Here is a 22,949-nt window from a genome sequence, read left to right on the forward strand (position 1 = left end):
CTCCGAATCCGGGCTCTCCGTTTCCCGCCGGGAGCGACGCGGGCGGGCGCGCGGGGTACGGGACGCGTCGCGCCCGCGACAGCCGCCGGGCCAGGAGGCGGCTGAGCCTGGCCGCGGCCCAGCGCCGCCGCTCAGGTCCGTCCTCCGCGCGCGCCGAAGCCCTCGGAAAGAGGCAGCCGCACCATGACCGCCGGCGATCGAACGCGGGCGACGGCGACAGCGCCGATGACCCGCTCTCGTGCGCGGATCTGGTCCTGCAACAAGCCGCGGCCGAGGCGATTGATGCGGACGACGCGAAGCCCTGGATCATCATCGAGAACGGCGACATCCTGGCGCCCAACTGGATCAGGGCCAGTACCGGCACATCCCGCCCGCAAGCATGGGCCGTGAGCCGGCGCTCTGCGGTATGCAGTTCCCCCGCCGCACCGGGCCTCAGCCGGAACCGGCGAGGCGCCTGAACTTCACGTGCAGGGATCACCTCCGCCAATCGGCCGGTTCCCCCCTCGTGCGCCCACTCCCGCACCGTGCCGAGCCGGACCGTTGGTCATGGGCACTCTGCGGGGTGAGGAACACGCAAGCTGCTCAAAAGCGAGCGCAGGAGGAAAGCTGACATGGCAGACATCCGCTCACACGATCCGGTCGGACGATCTGACGGCCGGCCAGGATCAGACCAGGCCGGCGGCTCGGCCGGCGGCGGTGCCGGCGTCGCCGATCAGGCCAGAGAGACGCTGCGGGATGCCACGAACAAGGCTTCGGACGCGTGGGACAACGCCTCCGAGTACGGGTCCCGCTACTATCGGCAGGGCAGTCGCGCCGTCAGTGACATGGACAGCGGCACGATGGCCGGCCTGTTCATCGCGGGCGCGATCGGCTTCGGTCTCGGCTGGCTGGTCTTCGGTCAGCAATCGTATACGGGCGACTACGTCTCGAGGCGGATGAGCGCGAGCAGCGAGCGCCGCTACTAGGAGCGACCTGCCGGCGGCTGGGCAGGCGGAACTCCGCGTCACCAGCCGCCGAACCGGCAAGGCACACTGATCGTGCGCCGCACGCTCCATACCGGAACAGCCTGCCACCGCCGCGCGGATCTGCGCGCTCGGCACGGGCGGACGGCGATGAAGGTGTTTCGGATCCGGCACGAGGTGACGGGAGCCATCCTCTGGACCGGATCGGCCACGAACCCGCTCGCGGCACGCGACGCCATGGCCCACGAGGCCGGCTGCTACGACCTCCGCGCTGGCGGCCTCGACGTCGAGGAGATCCGAGACTAGCCCCCGAGCTACAGAGCGGCCCGCGCGACGCCTGCCGGAACGATCACCGCGCCGTCAGGTGCCGGTGCCGGGCCACCTGTCCAGCACGCGCGACCCGGCGCGCAGCTCGACATGGTGGCTGTGGGCATCGTCCCGGGTCTCGCAGAGGTCAACGGCCGAAGCGAAGCGGGTCCGCGCGGCGATCTCGGTCTCCACATCCTCGGCGATCACCTGCCGCCCGTCTCGGAAGGTGAGCACGCGGAAGGTTGGGTGTCTCAGGTCGCTGGCTTCCATCGGTGGCCTCTCCGGGAGGATCGTTACGCGTCACCCGGCGCCGTGACCGCCCTTGGCGTTGTCGGGCCCGGGAAGATCCGGTCGGTTGTCGTAGCCGCCGCTTTCCGGCCCCACGCCGGCCTCAGGCTCCGGACTGCCCGGCGAGTGCGGGCCGGTTCCGCCAGTCGCCGGATCCGGCTTCCCCACCTCGCCGATCGGCCGGCCCGGCGGTACCGTGCCGAAGGCCTCGCGCGCCGCGTCGACGTCCTGACCCATGCCGGCCTCCCTCGATGTTGCGAGAAGCCAAGGCGCGAGGCGCAATCGGGGTTCCCGGCCGCTCGGCCCCGCCTCGATCTGATCACGGGCCGGGGACGCGTCCGATCCCACGCGCGGACCGATACGCAACGCGGGCCGTCCGCTCGGGGACAAGACTGGGCTCGTGCGCCGTGGGCGAGGCTGGCCGAACCCCGTGCCGGAGCAGACCGCGCACGAGTCGGCGAGGGCAGCCGCGCGAGCCTGTAGACGGTGTGGGCGGCCATGACAGCGAGGACAGCGAGACGCGCCAAGAGGGTGTTCAGCACGCGGTGCACGCTCGAACGGAGTGGGATCGGCGGTCCGCCACCGCCGGTGCGCCCCGGAGGCGCGCCGAACACGGCGCGATCGCGGCGGGCACGACGATAGCTGCAACCGGGATCGTGGCTCGGCGTTGAAAGCCGGACACCCATCGTAGCTCCCACATCCTCGGGTTCAGCCATGCCCACCGAGCTGCACGACAAGGCCCACATCGACGTCTTCGACCGCGCCGCCCGCGAGCATTGGTCCCTGCACTTCGGAGTGACCGAGGACCGCCTGCGCAAGGCCGTGAGGATGGTCGGATCCCGCGTCACCAGCGTCGCGGCGTATCTTGGTCAGTCTGCCCGCTGACATGGGCCGCCCGCCGTTGAGCCGCGACCTCTATCTGAGTCCGAACGGAGATCGCTGGCTCCTGCTGCGCGATCCGTCCGACGGTCGCAGCTTCGTCCGGCACGAGGCCAACCCAGCTTCGGGCGGACACGTCACCGACGTGGCATTGGTGGCTTTTCTCGCCGCCGATCGCGGAGGCCCCGAGCATCAGGCGGTGTGGGCGTTGATCGGTGAGCTCGTCGACGATGGCGCTACACCGCCATCCGCGATCGCTTAGGCTGCGCCGCCGCTTCGCGGAGCGCATCCGCGTCGACGAGAAGCGCGGCGGCGATCTCGGACAGGGCCGCGCGCTCGATCGCGGCGATGCCGTCGTGATCTGCCACATCGGCCGCCACTCGAAACACGCCCGCGCGTTGGTCCATGGGCCGACCGGCAATCGCCGCGACCCGTCGCAGGTTCTCCGCGCGGCCAGCCCGGGTGCCGGCTCGACCGATCGCCTCGTGTAGCGCCTCATCGAGCATCAGGACGTCGTAGCCTTTCTCCAGGATCGGGCTGGCGAGGACGCCGGCGAGGGCCGTTTCCAGTTCATCGCCCGCGACCTCGCCGTCGGCGACGATGACATTGGCAGCCGCGGAGACGCCGGCCTGCATCAGCGCGTCGTCGCCGGCATAGGCGGTCACCGTCTGGCGGAAGCGGGCGAGCAGGTCTCGTATGAGGGGCATGTGACGCGCTGCTGAGCGAGGTGGATCGAAGACGGATCGCTAACGACACCAAGGCGCGGCGCCGCACCAGCGCATGCGCGCCACCGAGCCGGTGACGGCAGGATCGCCGGCGAGGCGCTGATCCCCTTCCGTGTTCGGTCTGTTCGCCTCGGCCAGCATGGCTGCGGAGAAGCAGCACAGCATCAGGGCGGCGATCCATAGGAGGGCCCGGAAGGTGCGGAGGGGACGCTTCGACATACGCGCCAGCCTGGTGCGGCAGGGTTAGCGAACCCTTGCGCCGGGTCGGAAGGAAGCCCGAAAACGGCCTCTTCGAGGGAGCCACGAGCGGATCGGCTGCGCTCAACCTCGGGCAGGGTCGCGGGCCATCGTGGCGTGTCCGCCTGCAACAGCGCCGTGCGGTGTCGCGAACGCCTCGGGCCCGTCGGCAGAGGGAAAGCGTCGCTGTAGCAACCGGGCGCGCAGAAAAAAGGCCACTCCCGAGGGAGCGGCCCGAAGTCTTGGGAGGAAACGCCCTTGGGAAGGGCTGCCAGACCGCGACGCCATCGCGGTCTCACACCGCCGACCTAAGCCTGCACGGTGCGGCGCACAACCGCCGTTAGGCTTCGTCGCGTGCATAAGTGGCGCTGGACGCCCGCTCAGGTGCGCTTCCACACCATGGCTCGGGCGCCCGGAACGTTCCGGGGCCGCGTCTCACCTAGCTTCGCGGGAGACGCAGTCGTGTCGGCCGTCAGCGGGCCAAAGCGTCGGCCGGGCCACCGGCATGCTGGCCCGAGTACCGGTAGGCCGGGGCGGTGCGATAGTGCGTCACCGAGATGTCCGGCAGGACCACCGAGGCGTTGCCGGCGTAGCCCGAGTAGGCCGAAGCCGGATAGGGGCTGTGCCTGCTGTCGATGCCCTGCGCCAGGGCGGGCGTGGCGACGGCGACCAGGGCGGCCGCAGCGAGCAGATGCAGCTTCATGACGATCTCCATGCGGGTTCGTTCGACTTCGCGGGGAAGCCATCCGGTCAGTCGGGTCGCGTGAGGAAGATCGTCGGTGCGGCGGTCTCGATCGCGGCGGCTGTGCTTGGCCGGCTGTGACCTCTCAACGGCGTACTCCGCCGATCGTTCGCCGGGTTTTGTGCGCCGCGACACATCCTGCCCATCGGCGAGCTACTGGTGCTATTCTGTATTCCCGGATGCGGAGGCAGGGCCGGGACTTCACTCCGCCGTCAACGCGGTCGTAGAACGGCCTCTGCGACCGGCCAGAGCAGCGTTCGCTGGGGCTACTCGCGATCACGTTCTACGATCGCTGAAGGGGCTCGGAGAGCCTGCCGACGCCCTTCCTCCGTCGCGATTTCCGACCACCAGCGCATGCATTCCTCCGCGCTCGCGGCCGGACCTGTCGGCGAAGCATCGATGAAGAAATGTTCTGGGGCAACGCCCAGCACATCGGCAAGCCGGTTCAAAACGGCCCAACCAGGCTTATCGATCTTTTTCCATGACACGAGAAAAATCAAAGCCTGAAAAGTTCTGTTCCGGCGCCGTGCCGCCGCCAGATACCGATCGCAGCGGTTGAATTATACTGATGTCGCCCTCGTTAGGCTCACCAGTCTCGGCGTCGACGTGCGGCCTTCGATGGCGCCGAACAATCGGAGCTGGGGGCGTTTCAGATGATCTTCGTTACGAGGGCGGACGGCGGCGTGACCTACGTCAGCCCGGAGTGGACCGCGTTCACCGGCCAAGCCGCCACGGCAGCCGCCGAACTGGGCTGGCTCACCTGCATCCATCCTGAGGATTACGGGGCCGCCGTCACCTTCCTGCGCACCGCCCGTGATCAGCAGAGCGAATACAGCCTGCGCCTCCGCCTGCGTCGTGCGGATGGCAGCTACGCCTGGGTGATGATTGGCGCCGTCCCCTCCTATGGACCGCCGGGCCACACCTTCCTGGGTTATCTGGGATCACTCACAGAGATCACCCCGACCGGTTCTGAACCCATCGGTGCCTACGGAACGCTCGCACGCTTCGTCCCGCCGCCCATGCATCCGGCAACGCCGCCCGGTTCGACGCTGGAGGCGGTCGCCGACCATCTGCTGATCGCGCACGGGCTGATCGAACAGGACCACGCCAAGGAGATGCTGCCGATATTGCGGCAGGCGTTGATGGTGGCCGGCGTTCTGCTGGCGCGCAAGATGATCTCGCCTGATGGCAGCGACCGCTTCCACTGAGACTTGCATCGGTGTGGCCAGACTCGAAGGCGAACGGCTTGGCGTTCTCGTCCTTCAGGTAGGCGGTCGCCGCCGCCGCGATCTCGTCGTCCGTCACCTCGGACTTGCGGCGCAAGTCGCCGACGCTCGGGATCACTGTGGCCAGGCCAGAGAGCTAACGCGGCTCCGCTGTCCCGTCCATGACATGGCTCAGCGCCAGCTCAGTCGGTGCCGACCGACCGAACCGGAACATCGCCGTTCGGCCGCCGGTTACGGCAGCTCAACAGGGAGTGAAGCCGATGGTCGATGTCGCACAGATCCAGGAGCATGCCGAGGTGGTCGGCTCGGACGGCAAACATGTCGGGACCGTCGATCACATCGATAAGGGCGAGATCAAGCTGACGAAGAAGGACGCCTCTGCCGGTGGCCTGCACCACTTCATCCCGGTCGATTTCGTGCAATCGATCGACGGCGGCAAGGTTCGCCTGGACCGGCCGGCGGATGAGGTCATGCGTGAGTGGTCGACGTCCTGAGACGCCCGCGCCGACGATGGACGCGAACCGTAGAACTTCTCCGGGCGGCCATATCATCACGGCTCGCCCGGCTCAGCCGACAGCCCGGCTCCGCTTCGTGCATCGAGCGGCGTCGAGACTCGATGCGGTCGCGGCCCCTTCGGCCATCTACCGACGCCGCCAGCCCGGTACGAGGCCCGCCGGACGCTGGCAAAGCAGGTCCAGAAGGAACTCGACGCCGAGAAGCACGAGCTGGAAGTGCGGGCAGCGGAGCTGCGAGCAAGGCGGCTCGCTCGGGAAAGCGCCGAGACCGAGGTCTCCTGAGGTGGCATCGGTGGAGGCTGACCGACTCAGCGGCGCAATCGGGCGCCCGTGGTCCTGCACCGCGTCGCGGAACAGGCTGCCCGGAAGCGATGGCAGCGACCCCGTGGCGAGGACGACGGTCAGACTGCGCTCAGGCCCATCAGCACCGCGGCCATTTGCCAGCCAGCGACCAAGATCGCGGCGATCCACGCCACCGTTGCCACGCCGCCTGCAACCATGATCATCGTGAGAAAGCGGTCCATCCAGGGACGCGTGGATTGATCCTGAACCGACACTGTCTCGATGTGAGCCATAATTCACCGTCTAATCAGCGTACCGAGTCGATGCCGCAAGCTCCGTTCCCGCGGCGAAGCGCCCGCGCAGCCGGCCGTTCAGGCATATAGAATATAGAGCGCACTCGCCGGAGCGATCACCACATTGGCTGCTCCGATACAGACCAGGATCATCACGGCTTTCGCGTGCAATTGCGGCTTGTTCCTGAACATCCATCCAGCGGGAAATGCCAGCACGGTGATCGGCAGCATGCAGAGGACGATCGAGACCCATAGCAGTGCGCCGAGCGCGAAGATCAGAAGACCCGGACTGCTCCTGGGCAACCACTCGCTCAGTTGCCCGCGTGCGAGGATGACTTGGGGCATCGGACGCGCCGCCCTGTTCCGGTCAACTGATGCAACCGAGAGTGGTATACATCCCGAAGGCGCGACCTCAACGGGAAATCATGCAGTGCCGAGGGTTCGGATTACGCAGAACCTAAGCAGTCACGAATTGCCCGATTGCCCATCCGTCTCGGCCACCTGCCGTCCATGGTTCTGCACCGCGTCGCGGAATAGGTTGTCAGCCGTCGCGGTCGTGGCCGCGGCGCCCGGGATGGCGGCTCGCAGCGAACCACCCTACGCTGAGGGCGTTCCACAGTCTCAGCAGCAAGGAACGCGATATGAAGGTGATCTCGACGACGGTCCTCGGCTTGGCGCTCCTCAGCGGCGTAGCTCCGGCCTTCGCGCAGCCCTACGGCGGGCGCGACTACGGTTACGACCGCGGCGATTACGGCTCCCGCGACAGAGGCTACGGAGATCGCGGCGATCGCGGCTACGGCGAGCGCGATCGCCGCGATTACGATCGGGATTATGACCGAGGCGCGCGGGGCGGACGTGGCGACTACGCCTTCAACGAGGAGGAGTATCTGCGCTGCAATCCGGACGTGCGCCGGGCTGTCATCGGTCGCGCAATCAAGTCCGGGCTGGAACACTACCGGAAGGTCGGGATGGCGGAAGGCCGGAAGTTGAGCTGCTGAGTGCGGAGGCCGACCGCTTGGTTACCTCGGCATCGAGACAGCCCGCCGGCCGATAGGGCGCAGCAGGCCGGAACAGGTTGCCGCTGCCGGAGGGTGCGCTAACCTGCGCACAGCCGTCGCCGCTGTGTGGCGCAACTCAGCACGAGGCGGGTCGACCATGAGAGGCGCGGCGGTCAGATGGTTCGTCGTCGCGCTCGCAGGTTTCTGGAGCACCGAAGCTTTCGCGCGGCGCCATCGAGCCAGCAGTACTTCTCCTCGGGGGGCCATTGCGGCGCCGCCATTCTCATCCCTGCGGCCACCAACCACGACGCTGCGGCCGCCTGACGACGGCATTATCCATTGGAACACGCCGAACAAGGACGGCAACCTCGGCGGTCCCGGGACCGGCGGCGGCGGCGGCGGCGGTGGCTGATCGACTCCGCCTTCGCCATCGGCCGCTGTAGCTCTGCACGATGTCGAAGGTGAGAGGTCCGGTGGCGGATGCAGCGCACGCGGAAGCCCGCACCGGGCTACCGCTGCGGGACCCGCGCCATGGAATGTCGCCGCACCTGATGGCGCCGCATCCGAACGTTGGTCAGCCTGCCGGACGGCGACGAGATGCCGGTCACAGGACCGGCCGGCACGGCCTAGGCGGGGCCGGCCAGGGCGCCGAGACCTGCACGGACGAGCGCAGCCACAGCTCAGACACGCCTTGTCGGTCGTGCCCCAGCGCAGATGGATCGCGTCGGTCTGCCGGGAGAACCGGAAGCACGCGCCGGTCCGATGATCCGACCTCGGAGCGGGTGTCCGCGCCAGGAACACGGATCGCGGCATTTCCGAAATGCTGGACTTGCTCGCGAGCGTTCATGCTCAGGCGTCGCCGCGCGCACGTGGCGACAGAACGGCGAGACGTCCAATTGCAGGTGTCTCTCTGACCCTGTATTTTGCGACAATCGTCATTCTGAAACGTTAGAATCAGGGTGAACTGCCAGAGCAATGAAGAAGTGAAACCTCGGTTATAGCGCGTGTGGTGGAGGCATCGCGTCGCCGGTCACTGGCGCGCGGCCGGCATCCGGTGCTGGTATGTCGTAAAGTGAGCAGGAGGGGTTCGGCATGTCTGAGGTACCCGTCGTCATCCCGACCGAGACGCTCTCCCTGCCATCGGAGTGGACAGAGGCCGCCGAGCAGGCCGCACGCAACCTCGGTCAGGGCAGACCTCTCGCCGAGCTGTGCCCCGAGCATTGGCAGCTCGTGGTGGCCAGCGTCACAGACAGGATGCGGATGCGCGGCGCGTCGCTCCCGCGCGGCTGGCGCCTCGCACTCGCGCGACAGGTCGGGCGCGATGATGCCGAGGACCCGGCAGAGGCGCGTGTTCTGGCCCTTCATGCCAAGCGCGAGGAGATCGCCGCCCATGTTGCCCGCGACCTGGGGCTCGGAGATCTCGCGGGGCTCAGTCGAGAGGAGCGTGCCGCGGTCGATCGGCAGACCGCCGAGACGATCGAAGGCTGCGACCCTGCCTCGTCCGAGCCGGCCGATTGCTCGGACGCGGATCGGACGATGCGGCGCCTGCTCTCCGAGCATCGCGCATTGAGCGAGCTTCGGGCCGACGCGGACAACACGCGCCTGGCAGAGGAGGGCGAGGTGTTCGCGCCCGAGGACGATGCCTGACAGTCGGCCTACTGAGGCTCTGGGGGTCGCGGCGAGGCTGCCAGCCGGGGCCGAAGCCTCCTTCGCGCCGATCACCGTGGCGGCAGGGCGGACGCGATTGTGCGGGCCTGTCCGTCGGATGCCCGCGCGTTTCGGGACCGGTGCGCCCGGCGCGGGTCCGGGCCGTTGCCGGCGAGCCCGGACGCTGTAGCGGGGTTCATCGTCCCGGAAGCGGTAGCCGGCCGCGCCGCCTCGACGCTCGGCCGCCGGCTCGCGGCAATCCGCTGCGCGCACAAGCTGGCCGGCGCCGCCGATCCGGCGGACGATGATGGCGGGCGGGCTGCCATGACGGGGGCCCGGCGCAAGGCCGGCGTCGCCCCGGCAGCTGGCCTCGATGCGTCGACCTCTGGAGCGCGCGGCCTGCGCGCCGGCTACATCACCGCGGCCGCGGGGCGCGGGGCGGATCCCGCCCGCGTCATGGACCAGTCGGGCCACCGAGATCCGCGCACCGTGGTCGGCTGTATCCGGCGGGCAAACGCCTTCGCGGGGCATTCGGGGAGCGGGTTCCTGTAGAAACCGCGTGAAGCTTCCATAGGAGCCGCAACAGACAGGTCGTTCGAGCGGTTCAGCCCGTGACGACTCACCTTCCGCGGGGCTCCGGCTTCGCGGGAAAATCAGCGTCCGTCGTGCGAGGATGGCCTGCATGTCCACCGCCAGAGCCGGTCCGGATCGCCTCAGGATCTCGTGCTCGTGCTCGCGGGCGGAAACGCGGTGGGCGCCTATCACGCCGGAGCCTATGAGGCTCTGCATGGGAGCGCCCCCCGCTGGGCGATCGCCAGCCTGAAGCGCGAGTACGACCTGCGGCAACAGCTCGATCCGAGCGGTCCGGCGGTGACGCTGCTTCACCTCGTCTATCGAGCAGGCCCCGACCAGCTTGCCACCAAGAGCTTCGACTACTCGCCCTCCTCGATCCGCGGTCGCTGGGCGGCAGGGCACAGCGATATGGCGGCCAGGCTGGCCCGCCTGATCGAGCCCCGACCGGAAGGGCAGCGCTTCCGCCACATCGAGTGAGGCTCGGCCTGACAGCTATCAGGCCTCACCAACCTCCTGGCCCGGCGTGCCCGGCCAGCCCGCTTCGGCTTGTCCGTCAAGGGCTCTGCCACCGCAGCGGCCCTCGGGACCGAACTTCTCCGATGCAGTCCACGTCCAGGGGACTGGGCGCGCCCGGGTTTCTCGACCGCAGGGGCATCCGGCGCACGACTCTGATCAAGGTCACGTCAGCACCCGATCCGGCACCAATCGCGCGCTCCGAGGCGCCAGGCCTGCTCACCGCAATAGGCAACGGGATCGCCATCATGGCTGATCATGCGTGCGAGCATCACCTCTGTGCCGAGCGCCGTGATGCAGATCACCGTAGCCCCGAGACCTGCGTCGCCGATCAGGCGAGTTCCTACGCCCCAGCCGTTCTCCCGGCAGATGTCGGCGGCGTGGCGATGGTCGTGCCGCGTCCCGCCGATCACCCGCCTGCCCCCCGAACCGGGGACTGCTGATGACGGGCCCCATAGGCTGGGGACCGTTCGAGCGAGCGGCCAAGCCCCTCCGCCACTATCGCCACCGCAGATCCGTAGACGAGATGGGCGGCCAAGCCTCGGATGCGGGTGAAGGTCGGATAGTGATGATTGGGCGCGCTGAGGCCGAGGGTGGGCACCAGGTATTCGTCCAGAATGAGCGACATGGCGGTCCCGCAGGTCAGCGCGGCGGTGAAGGGCCGCAGACCGGCGTACCGCCGCAACAGGCCGTAGACCGGGCCCCAACCCATACCGGTGGCGAGGTGGATCGCCTTGCCCGATATCTCGTGCCGGCGAGGCGTGGGGTCGACGTCCATCGCAGCACAGAGCTTTTGTGCCGCGACCAGGGAAGAGGATGCGCCGGGGCGCACCCGCTTCTCGTGTCGATCAACGCGCTCCGGGGTGGTCCACCGCAACGGACGCTGGGCGAGGTTCGTCACCAGCGTTGCCACCAGCCCGGCCGTCAGCCCGACGGTGACATCGACCCATACGGCGTGACTGGGCGGCCGCATCATCAGACGAGCCATATCGACAACCCCAGAACGACGCCGACGCCGCCGATCACGACGCAGTAGCTGGGCACGACCCATGCGTTCGGTCCGTGTGGTCGCGACGCCCTCCGCACGCGCGCAGGTGCCGCTTCGGTCTCGCGTGCCAGGGCGATGCGCTCGTGAGACGGAGGGTGCCCGGCGGCCTCATCGTCCGTCCCGAGCTGGGAGAGCCCCGGATCATAGGCCTTCACCTTGTCGCCCGTCGCGCCGCTATCGATGTCCGCCTTCAGCATCGCCGATGTCGGGCGGGAGGAGGCGGGAGGAGCCTCTACGGGCATGCTGCCGGGGGACGGCGGGGTCTCGGAACGGAGGATCATGCTGCATGCCTCGCGGCACCGGTACGCCGGGCGTCTCCCGATGCGGTGTCGTAAGACTGAACAACCGCTGCGCGGGGGCGCCGTGTCCCTCGATCGGTGTCGCATGGACCGGGCAGCGCTGGTCCGAACGGCAGGGTTTGACCGTAAGCGGCTGATACGCCTCGGAGAAGGACTGCCGGAAAAGCCGATTGTCTCCTACCGATCCGCCCCAGTCACTCAGCTGACGAGAACGACAGCCGGGAAGCGGACGCGACCCGTTGCGCGTCCGTCCTGCGCGCGCCGGTCGTCACGGGGGTTTCTGTCGAAGCGATCTTTGAAGCGGCGAGCGAAATGCGCCTGGTCGGTGAGGCCGCAGTCGTAAGCCAGCATGCCGACCGCGGCTGCGAGCGGGGGCGGGTCGAGGCCCGGCTCGCCGAGGTCAGCCGCGACATGGGCCTTGGCACGCTGGACTGTGGCGTTGCCGTGCATGGAGCGCGGCACCTATCCGGTCACGAGACCCGCCACGATGAGGCCGACGCCGACCGACGCCCATCGACGCCGATCGACGCTCGGCTGCGTCCGGCGCGAGGCATCGGCTGACCTGTATCAGCTCGGTCAGGAAGCCCGTTGCCGAGGCGGTGCGAGCGAGGTCAGCACCGATCGTCAGCCCGCTGTAGAGACGGGCCGGCCGAGGAAGGATTCCCGCCAGCACGACTCGACAGCGGCGCGACGCTCGGCCTGCCGCAGCCGGGTGACGTCTCGTTCACCCTTTCTGTGGCACCAGCGCACGCCCGCTGGTCGTCCCCGCGGCCTGGGGCTCAACCACAGGAGGTCTGACCATGTCGCACCTGAAGATGCTCGCCGCTGCAGCCGCTCTCGTTGGCGGTCTCGGCCTCGCATCCGCAGCCAGCGCTGCACCTCTTGCGCCGATCGGTGCTGGAACCATCGCGGGCGACGCCCACGTCACCAACGCTGCTATGGGTTGCGGTCCCGGCTTCGCTCGTGGCCCCCTCGGTCGATGCCGCCCGATCGCCCGCGGCTTCCGGCCCGGTCCGCACTGCTTCGTGCGCCGGACCCCGGTCGGGCCGCGGCGTATCTGCCGCTAAGGTATACTAAGATTACTGCCGCGCCGGGGCATCCGGCGCGGCGCGCTTCGGCGACGCTCGGTGACCTCATCGAACTGCGCCGGCAGGTAGGGGCGGCCCGGCACGTCGAGGGTCTCGGTAGCGGCTGGCGCCAGTGTGTCGGTCCAGCGGTATCCCCGCGCCCGTACGGACTTCGCGGTGGCGCTACGCTCGCGCTCACCCTTCACGACGAGGCGCCGCAGCGCGTCGGCGGCAGCCGCGATGGGCGTCGTCGCTGAACCCCCGCCGAATGGTTCCGCGGTGCAACGTGCCCTCTCGCACCGCACAAACCCCGGCGATCGGGCATCTTCCCGTCAGACGGCTCTGCAGGGACTGACACACAGCCTCGCGCCGCACGGAAGAATTGCCCAGCATGGCTCTGAAGATCTTTTCCTACGCGATGATCGGCGCCTTCTTGGGCGGTCTTGCCATGACGGTCATCGGCTCCGCGGGGGTGCTGATGGGCCTCTGAGCCCCCGAGCCGGGTCGGAGACTGAGCCGCCGGCAGAACAAGCGACACGATCAGCGGCGGGGTGCGCGTCCCGCCGTTCTCGTGTGCCGCGTCAACGCAGATCACAGCACCGCTCCGCCCGCCTCGCCCGCGGCCATCTCGTCGTCGGTGCGACGCTCGGACCTACTCTGACGCTCGCTGTGTTACTCCCGAACACGGAGAGCGTCCCATGTCCGACAAGCCACGCACCTCGAACACGCAGGATCTCGCCAGCACCGAGTACGATGCCGAGCGCTGGGCCAAGGTCGGTGCGGAGCAACAATCCCTTCCACCGATCAGCCCTAAAGCGCCGTCGGATCCAGTCGATGGCCCGGAAGTCGGCTTGACGCAGAAGGGCACCGACGCGGACGCGGTCGTGAAGCGTGAGACCGAAGTGTGATCGCTCAGGTCTGCGCGCAGGCTTCGAGCCTCGCGGCGCAGTCCGCCCGAGCAAGTTGGCCGGACGGGGCGCCCCGCGTCGCTCTTCCGGCTCCCGCTCCTGGACGCAACAATCGGAGCAATCGTCGCGACATCCGGCCTGACCATAAGGCCGCCTCGAAACAGCCGAGCTGACGAGGGAGGCCGCGATGACCAAGCCCATCACCCTGACGAACCGCTTCGCCGACGCCGTCGTGACGGCAGCCGTGGCTTTGAGCCTGATCATGCACGCACAGGTCATGATCCTGCCGCCGCACTTCGTCTGAGCTTTCGCCGCGGGCCATTTGGCGCGCGGTCTCGATGCCGGCGACAAAGGCGGCCTGCTCGCAGGGTGCCATCGCCCGAGCCTCGAACGAACGGGAAAAGCCCCACCGCGCATCGAGAGCGCGGCAGGGCCAGCGATGTCCTCTGCCTTGTTCGGACTACGCGTCACCCCGGCACTCGGCCAGCGGGCCCGTCGGCAGGCTGATGACGTGCGACATAGCGGTCCCGTCCCAGGCTGCAGAACGGGACAGGGCGGTGCGGCTGCCAGGATCTGGCGGCATCCGGTGGCAGCCAGCGCGTCGAAGGCGCGTTTGCCGTTCCGACAAGGCGGAATCTGCCAATCGTGTCCGTGTGGAGGCATACCGCGAACCTGTCGGAATGCAGCCTGTCCCGTTTCAGCACGCCGTTGCCTTCCGAGCGGCAGGCCGTAGGTTCGAGCCCTCCCGGGGCCGCCGGCAACCTCGGGCGCGCGGCCCGTTGCGCCGGCGGCCGTTCCGGCGCGCCGGCTCCCGGATCGGCGGGCGCCATCCAGGATCACTCAGGGAGCAGGTGTCCATGATGATCGGCGGTTCTCTGCGCGGCGCCCTCGTGGCGGCGGCCTGCCTGTCGGGCAACGCGGCGTCGGCGCAGGTCTACGGCAACTGGACCGTGGGGAGCGGCCAGGGCTACGTCGAGTACATCGTCCGCAGCGGGCCGAGCAGCAGCGTCAACATCAGCTGCGACGAGGGCGCGACCGGCGAAGGCGAAGCGAAGCGGACCAGCATCTTCATCGAGATCGCCGGCACGGCCCCGCCGCCGCGCTCGACCGTCGACGTGCTCACCGACGGCGAGCGCCTGCAGCTCGACACGGATGCCCAGGGCATGATCCTCACCGATTGCCGCGCGTGCGCGGACCGATTCGCCGCGCTGTGGTCGCGGCTCCGCGCGTCCAAGCAGATGATCGTGGCCCTCGCGGACGGGCGCCGGGCCGCCTTCCGGCTCAGCGGCGCCGCGAAGGCGCTGGAGCCGAAGCACTGCGCGACGGGCTTCAAGAGCTGACCCGAGGGTCGGCCCGCAGCGACGGATGCGCGCCGGCGAGACCGACCGGTGCCTCTCAGGATAAGGCAGCCGGGCTTGTCCCCGGGACTTCCCCGGCCGGCGGCGAAGGGCCCGCCGCCTGTCGGTCCGACAGGCTCCGCTTCCAGCGCGCCCGCAGGACGGCCGGCCGGACGCCGTGCCGCTCCTCCAGGAACTCGGCATCCGTGATCCGGTCGGTGCGGAAGTGCCGGAACGCCCCGCGCAGCTCGCACCAGGCCGCCACCATCCGGGCCTCATCGAGGAACCCGACGATCACCGGCCAGATCACGCGCTGGCTCGGATCCCCGCGGACGTCGCGGTACTGGATGCGGATCTTGCGGCCCTCGCGGATCCAGGCCCGCGCGCGGGCGACGTCGATCCCGTCCGCGGCCTGCGCGAAGGCCGTCGGCGTGCCGATCGACGGATCGGCGATGAACGGGCGCAGGCGCTCGGGCACCACGGCGGTGATCTTGGCGATGAGATCGCGCGCCGCCTTGGCGAGGACCGGTTCGCCCCGACCCGCGACCCACTGCGCGCCGAGGACGGCCGCCTCGATCTCGTCGGGCGTCAGCATCAGCGGCGGCATGTCGAACGCCGCGCCGAGCACGTAGCCGAGCCCGGCCTCACCCTGGATCGGCACGCGCTGGCCGACGAGGTCGGCGACGTCGCGGTAGACCGTGCGGACCGAGACCTCCAGCTCCCGGGCGATCTCGGCGGCCGTCACCGGGCGCGGGGAGCGCCGCAGGATCTGGATGATCTGAAACAGTCTGTCCGCGCGACGCATCGTCCGACTCCTGCTGACAGAATGCTGTCAGCAGGGCGTCCCTACAAGTCCTCCCGCCACGGCCATCCCGCGCGCCGTGACGACAGGAACCGCGCCATGATCACGCTGTACCACGCCCCGCAATCGCGCTCCTCGCGCATCGTCTGGCTGCTGGAGGAGCTGGGCGTTCCCTACACCATCGCGCCGGTCTCGATCTTCCGGCCCATGACCGGCGAGGGTGTGCCGGACGACGCCAACCCGCATCCCGACAAGCGGGTCCCGGCCGTCCTGCACGCGGGCGCGCTGATCGCGGAGTCCCAGGCCATCGTGCTCTACTTGGCGGAGACGTTCCCCGAAGCGGGTCTCGCCCCGGCGGTCGGCACTCCCGAGCGCGGCGCGTACCTGACGTGGCTGGCCTGGTACGTCGCCGAGTTCGAGCCGGCGCTGTTCGCCGGCCTGACGGGCGAACTCGCGGGATCGCCGCAGAAGCGCCGGAACCACGAGGCGGTGGTCCGCCGCCTGGAAGCCGCCCTGGCGCGCGGCCCCTACGTGATGGGCGACCGGTTCTCCGGCGCCGACATCCTGATCGGCAGCGCGCTGGGCTTCGGCCGCACGGCCTTCCCGGCGAGCGCGGCCTTCGACGCCTATCTGGAACGCTGCCGGGCGCGCCCGGCCGCCCGGCGCGGCGCGGCGAAGGACGGCGCGTCGGGACCGCAATCCGCCTAGCGCGGACCGAGAGCGCGGCCGTGGCGGCGCGCTCGCGGCGACGCTTCCGGACGGCACCGGCGACCGCAGGTGTTCCCGGACACGCCGGGCCTGAAAGCTCGGGCGTACATCGGGATCACACCGCGAGCACGGTCGCGAACCCGATGGAGACGACGATGACCTGGACGAACCGCATCACCCTGGTCGCGACCCTGATCGCCGGCGCCATCGCCCTCGTGACCTACGCGCAGGCCCTCAGCCTGCCGACGCATTTCGCGTGAGCGAGATGCGCCCGGCGGCTGTCCCGCTCACCGGGGCAGCCTGAACCCGCGCCGAACGGTTCCGCGGCGCAGCGTGACTCTTCGCACCGCACGCGCCCGGCCGATCCGGCATCATCGTTGCAGATGGTGATCCCGGGTCTCGCCCGAGACCCGCTGCTCGATGAAAGGCGTGCACGACATGGTTCTGAAGGGCTTCTCCTACGCGATGATCGGCGCCTTCCTGGGTGGCCTCGCGATGACGGTGACCGGCTCGGCCGGGGTGCTGATGGGCTTCTGAGCCGCGCGGCGCGGTGGCCCTCGGGGCTGCCGAAGCGACGGACTGCGTGAACGGCGGGGTGAGAGCCCCGCCGTTCTCACGTGCGGGGTCCGGACAGCGTCGCGGAGCCGCGCATGTCGGCCGCGCCGCGCCGGCGGCCGCCGCCGGCGGCGAGGTCCGCAGCCGGCCCGGTCACGTCGATCAGGCCGCCTCCCTGCGGGTGACGACCAGGGCCCAGATCGTGGCCGGGATCCATCCGATGATCGTCAGGTGGAGGATGATGCAGAGGATGCCCTGAAACACCTTTCCGCGCAGGAACATGGCGAGCCACGGCGCGAGGAAGCAGATGAGGATCATGATCATGGGGGCGACGGGTCTCCGCGTTCGTGAGCGAACCCGGATCGCGGCGGCTGGTTCCGGACGGCCGAGCTCCGGCCGCGGCCGGGCCTAGGCGCCGGACCGCGCGCTCAGACGCGCCCGGAGACGCGAGGCCCGGCCGGAACCGTCGATGCACTCGATCCCGCCGCCGGCGTTGAGCGTGTGGAGACAGCTGCCGGGCCATGCCGGGCCGGGTTCGATCCGGTTGAGGATGGTCTGGGCGAACCCCTCCGGATCGAGCCGGTCGATGCGCGCCAGCGACAGGGCGCGGCCGTAACCGTGGGCGCAATCCTGGACCGGCCGGATCAGTGCCCCGTCGCGCGCGACGATCCGGCCCGCGGGCCGCGCGAAGGACGGGTCGACCAGCACGGGATTGGCCGGATGCGGCGCGTACGGCCCCCGGAAGTCGGGCGCCGACCAGAGATGCAGCGCGTCGTGGTGGCAGCCCGATCCCGGCGGGGCGCCGACGGGCGCGTCCCGAACGGTGGCGAACATCCACCAGCGGCCGCCGTGCTCGAGGAGCGTCGCGTCGCTCGCGACGACGCCGGAGAGGAGCGTCGCCTCCTTCACCCAGCCGCCCGGATAGCGCGTCGCCCGGTAGAGGTCGACCGTGCCGGCCGCGGAACTCTCCGGCACCATCCAGACGGAGCCCGCGCGCGCGAACACGAACGGGTAGGAGAGGTGGTACGGCTCCTCCAGAACCGGGACGGGCGGCCCCTCTGGCCCGTCCGCTCCGAAGCGGACCGCCGAGATGATCGCCTTGCCGGTCGCGTGCGGGAACTCCTCCACGAAGACGTGGGTCGTCCCGTCGACGGCCAGGGGGAACGGGTCGGCGTAGAAGCGCCGCCCGTCGTCGGGCAGGACCTGCCAGCCGTCCGCGGGATGGCGGCCCAGCGCGACGAGGTCCGGCCCGCGGAGGGCTCGCCACCCGGTGCGCCAGTGCGGGGCGTGGTAGCACAGCCTGTACAGGCGGCCGACGAGGCTCCGGGCGACGAGCCGCGCCGGACGGGACACCGGGATCCGCACCGCGCGGACGGGCACGGCCGCGGCCGCGGCGGGCGTCGCCGCGCCGGGCCGGCCGGCCAACCGGTCCCGCAGCGCGGCGGCGACGATCGTCGCCGTGCGCGTCAGGGCGTCCTCGAACGAGAGGGCGATGGAACCCCGGTAGTCCGAGCCGAGGCGGCCCGCGGCGACGGCGGTGCCGCCTTCGAGGAGCTCGAGCTGCGGGACGCGGCCCGCGAGCAGGCTGGCGAGCAGGCCGGTCTCGCCGAGGCCGCCGTCGTAGGCCACGCGCCAGACCGGGCAGGGCGCGACCGCGTCGCCGCACAGGTCGAGCACGAGGTCCGGGCTCGCGGGCCGGCTCCAGGCCGCGAGATCCGCCGGCGGCACCGGCCGCGACCCGTTCGGCGCCAGCCGGAAGATCAGCGCCTCCAGCCGGAACAGCAGGTCGGCCTGCGCCGGCCAACCGTCCGGACCGGGCGCGGCGTCGACGCTCACGGCCGCGAGACCGGGCAGGCCGGAGAGCCGGTTCAGCAGCGCGACGTGCCAGCGCCGCGGGTTCGCGCCGTCGAGGCGAACTCTCACATGCATGGCGCCCCGGTTCCCCTCGCGCGGTCGGTCAAGACGACTGTCGAGTCCATCTATTTTCCCGGTGGTAACAGGAGTCATAACTCCGGATCGGGACTCGGAGATTGCGGGCAGCCGGAGGCGTGGCCCGGTTCCGCGCGCCGAGATCCGCTCTCGCGGCGGTCGGAGATTGCCGGAACCTTGCCGGGTTGCGCGGATCGGCGGCGGGATCGATCGGGATGGCCGTGGACCCTCCAGCGGTCCCCCGGCGCCGGGTGTGGCACGCTTGTCACAGCCGGCGTCGACCGTAGATCTCGATGCAACCAAAAGGCCGCCGCGTTGTTATCGCGCTCGCCCGCGTAAAGCGCGCTGTATTTCCCCGCTCGAACGCGTCTTGACGGACGATTTACTCCGCCATCTCGGGCCTTCGACAGGCGGTGTGACCTCAAAACTACAGCCATTTCCCCCGGTGATCGGTAGCTACGCCGCCAGATCACACATTCGGGGAACCGACATGACCAAGCTCCTGGCCTCGCTGGCCGCCTTCACGGCCCTGACCGCCGCCGCCTCGGCCGCCGACCTGCCGCGCCGCGCCGCCCCGCCGCCGGTGTTCACCCCCGTCCCGGTCTTCACCTGGACCGGCGCCTACTTCGGTATCAACGCCGGCTACGCCTTCGACGCCAGCGACCGCAACACCGGCAACACCTTCGCGGTGCCCTTCCCCTACGCCGCCCCCGGCACCGTCGCCTCCTTCCGCAACCGCAGCCAGGACGGCTTCTCCGGCGGTGGCCAGATCGGCTACAACTGGCAGATCACCCCGGGCTCCGGCGTCGTGATCGGCGTCGAGGCCGACGCCCAGTACCTCGACTTCGGCCGCAATCGGAACAACGCCTTCGTCTCCGGCGCCGTCGCCCCCGGCTACTACCTCACCGACCCGCGCGGCCTCTCCAGCCTCGACTTCTTCGGCACCGTGCGCGGCCGCCTCGGCTACGCCTTCGACCGCACCCTCGTGTACGGCACCGGCGGCTTCGCCTACGGCTCGGGCAGCGCCGACCGCTCCTTCGGCGGCTACGCCGGCAACGACAGCTTCCGCACCGGCTGGGCCGTCGGCGGCGGCATCGAGTACGCCCTGCCCACCGACTCGTTCCTGAACTTCTTCCGCTCCTCGGCCGTGACGCTGAAGGTCGAAGGCCTGTACGTGAACCTCGACCGCAACACCCGCAACCAGGGCGCGTTCGTCATCAACGCCGCCAACAACTTCCCGGTCGTCTACAGCGGCATCGGCCGCCGCTCCGACGAGTTCGCCGTCGTCCGCGCCGGCCTGAACTACAAGTTCGGCTCGTACTGAGACCACACCGCGACGGTCGCATCGCGACCGTCGCGCCGGACCGAACACGCGCGGGGCCGCTTCCGAGAGGAGGCGGCCCCGTCGCCGTTCGGGGCGGCCGGATCGCGGCCCGGCGCCGCCGGTGCTCGCGAGCGCGGCGACGCGGAAGGTCGACGGCTCGCGGCCGCCAGACGTCCTGCCGGCCCGCGCTCGGGCCTCAGCCGATCGCCCAGAAGAGCGGCAGGGCGCCCGCCAGGAACAGCGCGGAGGAGATGAGCACGGCGGCGCGCTCGCGATGGCGGAGGATGAGGGCGTGGGGCTGTGCGAACATGGGATGGCGGAGCTGAGGGAGCCGGATCGGAGGTGCGCGGTCACGCTGGCATCCGAACCTTGACGGATCGGGGGCAGGGCGCGCCATCCACAGGCCGTCGGCGGCGGGTGTCGCGGCCGTGCCACAGAGGCGGCGGCACGGCCGCCGCCGGGGCCCGCGCCGCGACCGCGACGATCGTCCGGGCGTTCGGGCTGTCGTCCGGCCGCCGGAGCGGCGCGGCGCGCCTCAGGCGACGGCCGCGTCGGGGCGGCCGGGCGGCACGAAGGTCTCGGGCGCGTCGATCTGCTCGGCGAACCGCTCGATCGGCTGCGGCTTGCTGATCAGGTAGCCCTGGGCCTCGTCGCACGCTTCCGCGGCCAGGAAGCGCATCTGCGCGTCCGTCTCGACGCCCTCCGCCACGACGCTCATCCCGAGGCTGCGGCCGAGCCCCAGAACCGCCCGCACGATCACCGCCGCCTGCGGGCTGACCTCGACATGGCCCACGAAGGACCGGTCGATCTTGATCTTGTCGAAGGGGAAGGCCTGCAGCGTCGCGAGCGACGAGTAGCCGGTGCCGAAATCGTCCATCGCGATGGACACGCCGAAAGCCTTCAGACGGCGCAGGATGCCGAGCGCCCGCGCCATGTCGTTGATGATCAGGGTCTCGGTGATCTCGAGTTCGAGCCGCGTCGGCGCCAGGCCCGTCTCGGTCAGGATGGCCAGGACGCGCTCGGGCAGATCCGCCTGCTGGAACTGGCGCGGCGACAGGTTCACCGCGACCTTCAGCGGGTGCGCCCAGCGGGCCGCCTCCCGGCAGGCGGCGCGGAGCACCCACTCGCCCAGCGGCAGGATCAGCCCGCTCTCCTCCGCCAGGGGGATGAAGGCATTCGGCGGCACGAGGCCGCGGGTCGGATGCTCCCAGCGCACGAGCGCCTCGAACCCGAGCAGCCGGCCGGTGCCGGTACTCACCTGCGGCTGATAATACAGGATGAGCTCGTCGCCCTCGATCGCCTGGCGCAGGTCGCGCTCCAGGTCGCGCCGGGCCGCCTCGGCCTCGTCCATCGCGGGCTCGAACACCCGGTGGGTGTTCCGGCCTTCGGTCTTCGCCCGGTGGAGGGCGAGATCGGCGCGGCGGAACAGCGTCTCGCTGTCGAAGCCGTGGCTGGGCGCCTGGGCGATGCCGACGCTCAGGCCCACCTTCAGCCGCCGCTTGCCGAAGGGGATCGGCGCCTGGACGGCCGCGATCAGGCGGGCCGCCAAGGTCTCCGCGCGGGCGGGGTCGTCCGCATCGGCCACCAGTACGGCGAACTCGTCGCCGCCGAGGCGCGCCACCATGTCGTCGGCCCGCAGCACCGCGCGGATCCGATGGGCCACCGCCCGGAGCAGGAAGTCCCCGGCCGCGTGGCCGAGGCTGTCGTTGACGGTCTTGAAGCGGTCGAGGTCGAGGCACAGCACCGCGCAGGCGCCGCCGTTCAGGTGCAGGTCGGCGAGCCGGATCTCCAGCCGCTCGTAGAACAGGGCGCGGTTGGGCAGGTCGGTGAGGCCGTCGTGGCGCGCCATGTGGGCGACCTGCCCCTCGGCGGCCTTGCGCGCGGTGATGTCGATCTGGGTGCCGATGAAGCGCAGCGCGCGGCCGTCGGCGGCGCGCGCCACCACCTTGCCGCGCGTCATCATCCAGGCCCAGGAGCCGTCCTTGCGGCGCATGCGATGCTCGGACGCGTAGGTCGGCGCCCGCCCGCTCAGGTGCTCGACCAGGGCCCGCTCGGCCGCGCCCGCATCCTCCGGGTGGAGCAGCGCCCGCCACGTCCGCGCGTGGCTCGCCAGTTCGCCGGGCTCGTAGCCCAGAACCCCCCACCAGCGGTCGGAGGACCACGCCTCCCCGGTCGTGAGATCGCAGTCCCAGAGCCCGTCGCTGCCCGCGTCCTGCGCCAGGGCGAGGCGCGTCTCGCTGACCTGCAGCGTCTCCTCGGCCCGCTTGCGCGCGGTGATGTCCGTGAAGGTCCGCACCGCCCCGCCGTCGGGCAGCGGCACGGTGCGGATCTCCAGCACGGTCCCGTTGGGGCGCTCGCGCTCGTAGGTGTGGGCGCGGCGCTCCAGGCCGCTGTCGGCGACCCAGCGCTGCAGGGCTTCGCTCGCCTTCCCGAACTCCCCCTGCGCGATCTGGTATTGCCGGACGGCCTCGAAGGTCGGGCGGGACCGCATCAGGGCCAGCGGCAGGTCGAGCAGCGCCAGGGCGCGGGCATTACAGACTTGAACGACGCCGTCGGCGTCGATCATCATCAGCCCCTGATCCATGGCGTCGAGAACGGTGTCGAGGAGCTTCGCCTTCTCCCGCAGCGCGACCGTCCCACTGTTCATACCCGGGGATCCCAATCGTCCGCCTGAGCGAACATTCTGCTGGACGGTGCGAGCTCCCACCGGCGCGGACGGTACCATCGGGGAGCTTTCCGGATTCTTTCCGGAGGACCTGTGTTCAATCGCTGCGTGCATTTCC

General features: G+C 70.2%; 30 protein-coding genes. 15 read left to right on the plus strand and 15 right to left on the minus strand.

The features are described 5' to 3' along the window. Positions 1-611: 611 nt before the first annotated feature. Together J3A75_RS27775 and J3A75_RS27780 are read left to right on the plus strand one after the other, a co-directional pair. Positions 612-965 (plus strand): hypothetical protein, encoded by a 354-nt coding sequence (locus J3A75_RS27775; RefSeq protein ID WP_071000102.1) that lies wholly within the window; start codon positions 612-614, stop codon positions 963-965. A gap of 147 nt (positions 966-1,112) precedes the next feature. Continuing rightward, complete coding sequence (locus J3A75_RS27780) at positions 1,113-1,268, plus strand: hypothetical protein (protein WP_012321087.1); 156 nt, start codon at positions 1,113-1,115, stop codon at positions 1,266-1,268. A gap of 54 nt (positions 1,269-1,322) precedes the next feature. Here the strand turns inward: J3A75_RS27780 and J3A75_RS27785 are convergent, their stop codons facing one another. After that, positions 1,323-1,541 (minus strand): hypothetical protein, encoded by a 219-nt coding sequence (locus J3A75_RS27785; RefSeq protein ID WP_012321088.1) that lies wholly within the window; start codon positions 1,539-1,541, stop codon positions 1,323-1,325. 30 nt (positions 1,542-1,571) lie between these two features. Further along, positions 1,572-1,796: a hypothetical protein gene (locus J3A75_RS27790; protein WP_012321089.1), complete on the minus strand. Its 225-nt coding sequence runs from the start codon at positions 1,794-1,796 to the stop codon at positions 1,572-1,574. A 477-nt stretch (positions 1,797-2,273) separates the two neighbouring features. Here J3A75_RS27790 and J3A75_RS27795 point away from each other — a divergent pair, with 477 nt between their 5' ends. Together J3A75_RS27795 and J3A75_RS27800 are read left to right on the plus strand one after the other, a co-directional pair. After that, the gene (locus J3A75_RS27795) at positions 2,274-2,444 is read left to right on the plus strand and encodes a DUF3606 domain-containing protein (RefSeq protein ID WP_012321090.1); all 171 of its coding nucleotides are present in this window, start codon (positions 2,274-2,276) and stop codon (positions 2,442-2,444) included. A 16-nt stretch (positions 2,445-2,460) separates the two neighbouring features. Next, positions 2,461-2,700 carry a hypothetical protein gene (locus tag J3A75_RS27800; RefSeq protein ID WP_199825808.1) on the plus strand — a complete coding sequence of 80 codons (240 nt, stop codon included), beginning with the start codon at positions 2,461-2,463 and terminating at the stop codon, positions 2,698-2,700. Here the strand turns inward: J3A75_RS27800 and J3A75_RS27805 are convergent. The 3 genes from J3A75_RS27805 to J3A75_RS27815 all read right to left on the minus strand — a co-directional run bounded on the left by J3A75_RS27805 (position 2,675) and on the right by J3A75_RS27815 (position 4,103). After that, positions 2,675-3,145, minus strand: a complete 471-nt coding sequence (locus J3A75_RS27805; RefSeq protein WP_024828933.1) for a tellurite resistance TerB family protein — start codon at positions 3,143-3,145, stop codon at positions 2,675-2,677. The two genes, J3A75_RS27800 and J3A75_RS27805, sit on opposite strands and share 26 nt — an antisense overlap. 39 nt (positions 3,146-3,184) lie before the next feature. Beyond that, positions 3,185-3,382 carry a hypothetical protein gene (locus tag J3A75_RS27810; RefSeq protein WP_012321092.1) on the minus strand — a complete coding sequence of 66 codons (198 nt, stop codon included), beginning with the start codon at positions 3,380-3,382 and terminating at the stop codon, positions 3,185-3,187. A 490-nt stretch (positions 3,383-3,872) separates the two neighbouring features. Next, the gene (locus J3A75_RS27815) at positions 3,873-4,103 is read right to left on the minus strand and encodes a hypothetical protein (protein ID WP_012318280.1); all 231 of its coding nucleotides are present in this window, start codon (positions 4,101-4,103) and stop codon (positions 3,873-3,875) included. Positions 4,104-4,795: 692 nt separating this feature from the next. On the opposite strand from J3A75_RS27815, the gene J3A75_RS27820 reads away from it, so the two are divergent. After that, complete coding sequence (locus J3A75_RS27820; RefSeq protein WP_043074498.1) at positions 4,796-5,350, plus strand: PAS domain-containing protein; 555 nt, start codon at positions 4,796-4,798, stop codon at positions 5,348-5,350. Positions 5,351-5,628: 278 nt separating this feature from the next. Next, the gene (locus tag J3A75_RS27825; RefSeq protein ID WP_063111290.1) at positions 5,629-5,862 is read left to right on the plus strand and encodes a DUF2171 domain-containing protein; all 234 of its coding nucleotides are present in this window, start codon (positions 5,629-5,631) and stop codon (positions 5,860-5,862) included. A gap of 422 nt (positions 5,863-6,284) precedes the next feature. Here the strand turns inward: J3A75_RS27825 and J3A75_RS27830 are convergent, their stop codons facing one another. Both J3A75_RS27830 and J3A75_RS27835 read right to left on the minus strand, forming a co-directional pair. Then, the gene (locus J3A75_RS27830; protein WP_012321096.1) at positions 6,285-6,458 is read right to left on the minus strand and encodes a hypothetical protein; all 174 of its coding nucleotides are present in this window, start codon (positions 6,456-6,458) and stop codon (positions 6,285-6,287) included. 78 nt (positions 6,459-6,536) lie between these two features. After that, positions 6,537-6,803 (minus strand): hypothetical protein, encoded by a 267-nt coding sequence (locus J3A75_RS27835; RefSeq protein WP_024828931.1) that lies wholly within the window; start codon positions 6,801-6,803, stop codon positions 6,537-6,539. A gap of 296 nt (positions 6,804-7,099) precedes the next feature. Here J3A75_RS27835 and J3A75_RS27840 point away from each other — a divergent pair, with 296 nt between their 5' ends. The 4 genes from J3A75_RS27840 (at position 7,100) to J3A75_RS36695 (ending at position 10,153) form a co-directional block, all read left to right on the plus strand. Continuing rightward, a complete protein-coding gene (locus tag J3A75_RS27840) occupies positions 7,100-7,456 on the plus strand; it encodes a hypothetical protein (RefSeq protein WP_024828930.1) in 357 nt (118 codons plus the stop codon). 1,092 nt (positions 7,457-8,548) lie between these two features. After that, positions 8,549-9,103 carry a hypothetical protein gene (locus J3A75_RS36690; RefSeq protein ID WP_012321099.1) on the plus strand — a complete coding sequence of 185 codons (555 nt, stop codon included), beginning with the start codon at positions 8,549-8,551 and terminating at the stop codon, positions 9,101-9,103. A gap of 165 nt (positions 9,104-9,268) precedes the next feature. Further along, positions 9,269-9,655 (plus strand): hypothetical protein, encoded by a 387-nt coding sequence (locus tag J3A75_RS27850; protein WP_071000103.1) that lies wholly within the window; start codon positions 9,269-9,271, stop codon positions 9,653-9,655. 171 nt (positions 9,656-9,826) lie between these two features. Further along, a complete protein-coding gene (locus J3A75_RS36695) occupies positions 9,827-10,153 on the plus strand; it encodes a DUF3734 domain-containing protein (RefSeq protein WP_312892906.1) in 327 nt (108 codons plus the stop codon). A gap of 206 nt (positions 10,154-10,359) precedes the next feature. Here the strand turns inward: J3A75_RS36695 and J3A75_RS27860 are convergent, their stop codons facing one another. From J3A75_RS27860 to J3A75_RS27875, 4 genes are all read right to left on the minus strand, one after another. After that, positions 10,360-10,602 carry a hypothetical protein gene (locus J3A75_RS27860; RefSeq protein WP_024828927.1) on the minus strand — a complete coding sequence of 81 codons (243 nt, stop codon included), beginning with the start codon at positions 10,600-10,602 and terminating at the stop codon, positions 10,360-10,362. Further along, the gene (locus J3A75_RS27865; protein ID WP_234740868.1) at positions 10,599-11,177 is read right to left on the minus strand and encodes a hypothetical protein; all 579 of its coding nucleotides are present in this window, start codon (positions 11,175-11,177) and stop codon (positions 10,599-10,601) included. Before J3A75_RS27865 ends, J3A75_RS27860 begins: the two co-directional genes overlap by 4 nt. Continuing rightward, a complete protein-coding gene (locus tag J3A75_RS27870) occupies positions 11,165-11,518 on the minus strand; it encodes a hypothetical protein (RefSeq protein WP_012321102.1) in 354 nt (117 codons plus the stop codon). The genes J3A75_RS27865 and J3A75_RS27870 overlap by 13 nt, the downstream gene beginning before the upstream one ends. A 216-nt stretch (positions 11,519-11,734) precedes the next feature. Continuing rightward, the gene (locus tag J3A75_RS27875; protein ID WP_024828924.1) at positions 11,735-11,986 is read right to left on the minus strand and encodes a hypothetical protein; all 252 of its coding nucleotides are present in this window, start codon (positions 11,984-11,986) and stop codon (positions 11,735-11,737) included. A 350-nt stretch (positions 11,987-12,336) separates the two neighbouring features. Here J3A75_RS27875 and J3A75_RS37420 point away from each other — a divergent pair, with 350 nt between their 5' ends. The 3 genes from J3A75_RS37420 to J3A75_RS27885 all read left to right on the plus strand — a co-directional run bounded on the left by J3A75_RS37420 (position 12,337) and on the right by J3A75_RS27885 (position 14,851). Beyond that, positions 12,337-12,603: a GCG_CRPN prefix-to-repeats domain-containing protein gene (locus tag J3A75_RS37420; RefSeq protein WP_076730035.1), complete on the plus strand. Its 267-nt coding sequence runs from the start codon at positions 12,337-12,339 to the stop codon at positions 12,601-12,603. A gap of 698 nt (positions 12,604-13,301) precedes the next feature. Next, on the plus strand, positions 13,302-13,511 hold the full coding sequence (locus J3A75_RS27880; RefSeq protein WP_012321104.1) for a hypothetical protein: 210 nt from the start codon (positions 13,302-13,304) through the stop codon (positions 13,509-13,511). Between the two features lie 857 nt (positions 13,512-14,368). Then, a complete protein-coding gene (locus tag J3A75_RS27885; protein ID WP_209650839.1) occupies positions 14,369-14,851 on the plus strand; it encodes a hypothetical protein in 483 nt (160 codons plus the stop codon). Between the two features lie 55 nt (positions 14,852-14,906). Here the strand turns inward: J3A75_RS27885 and J3A75_RS27890 are convergent, their stop codons facing one another. Then, positions 14,907-15,653, minus strand: a complete 747-nt coding sequence (locus J3A75_RS27890; RefSeq protein WP_012321106.1) for a helix-turn-helix transcriptional regulator — start codon at positions 15,651-15,653, stop codon at positions 14,907-14,909. Positions 15,654-15,749: 96 nt separating this feature from the next. On the opposite strand from J3A75_RS27890, the gene J3A75_RS27895 reads away from it, so the two are divergent. Beyond that, positions 15,750-16,358 (plus strand): glutathione S-transferase family protein, encoded by a 609-nt coding sequence (locus J3A75_RS27895; protein ID WP_024828921.1) that lies wholly within the window; start codon positions 15,750-15,752, stop codon positions 16,356-16,358. A 717-nt stretch (positions 16,359-17,075) separates the two neighbouring features. Here J3A75_RS27895 and J3A75_RS27900 read toward each other — a convergent pair. Further along, on the minus strand, positions 17,076-17,237 hold the full coding sequence (locus tag J3A75_RS27900; protein ID WP_012321110.1) for a YqaE/Pmp3 family membrane protein: 162 nt from the start codon (positions 17,235-17,237) through the stop codon (positions 17,076-17,078). An 84-nt stretch (positions 17,238-17,321) separates the two neighbouring features. After that, positions 17,322-18,842 carry a formyl transferase gene (locus J3A75_RS27905; protein ID WP_071000106.1) on the minus strand — a complete coding sequence of 507 codons (1,521 nt, stop codon included), beginning with the start codon at positions 18,840-18,842 and terminating at the stop codon, positions 17,322-17,324. A 490-nt stretch (positions 18,843-19,332) separates the two neighbouring features. Between J3A75_RS27905 and J3A75_RS27910 the strand changes: the two genes are divergently transcribed. Continuing rightward, positions 19,333-20,166, plus strand: a complete 834-nt coding sequence (locus J3A75_RS27910; protein WP_071000107.1) for an outer membrane protein — start codon at positions 19,333-19,335, stop codon at positions 20,164-20,166. A 535-nt stretch (positions 20,167-20,701) separates the two neighbouring features. Here J3A75_RS27910 and J3A75_RS27915 read toward each other — a convergent pair. Further along, entirely contained in the window at positions 20,702-22,813 is a 2,112-nt protein-coding gene (locus tag J3A75_RS27915; protein ID WP_012321114.1) for a putative bifunctional diguanylate cyclase/phosphodiesterase, read from the minus strand. Between the last annotated feature and the right edge of the window lie 136 nt (positions 22,814-22,949).

Origin of the sequence: Methylobacterium sp. PvP105, assembly GCF_017876975.1 — a bacterium.
GTDB lineage: Bacteria > Pseudomonadota > Alphaproteobacteria > Rhizobiales > Beijerinckiaceae > Methylobacterium > Methylobacterium radiotolerans.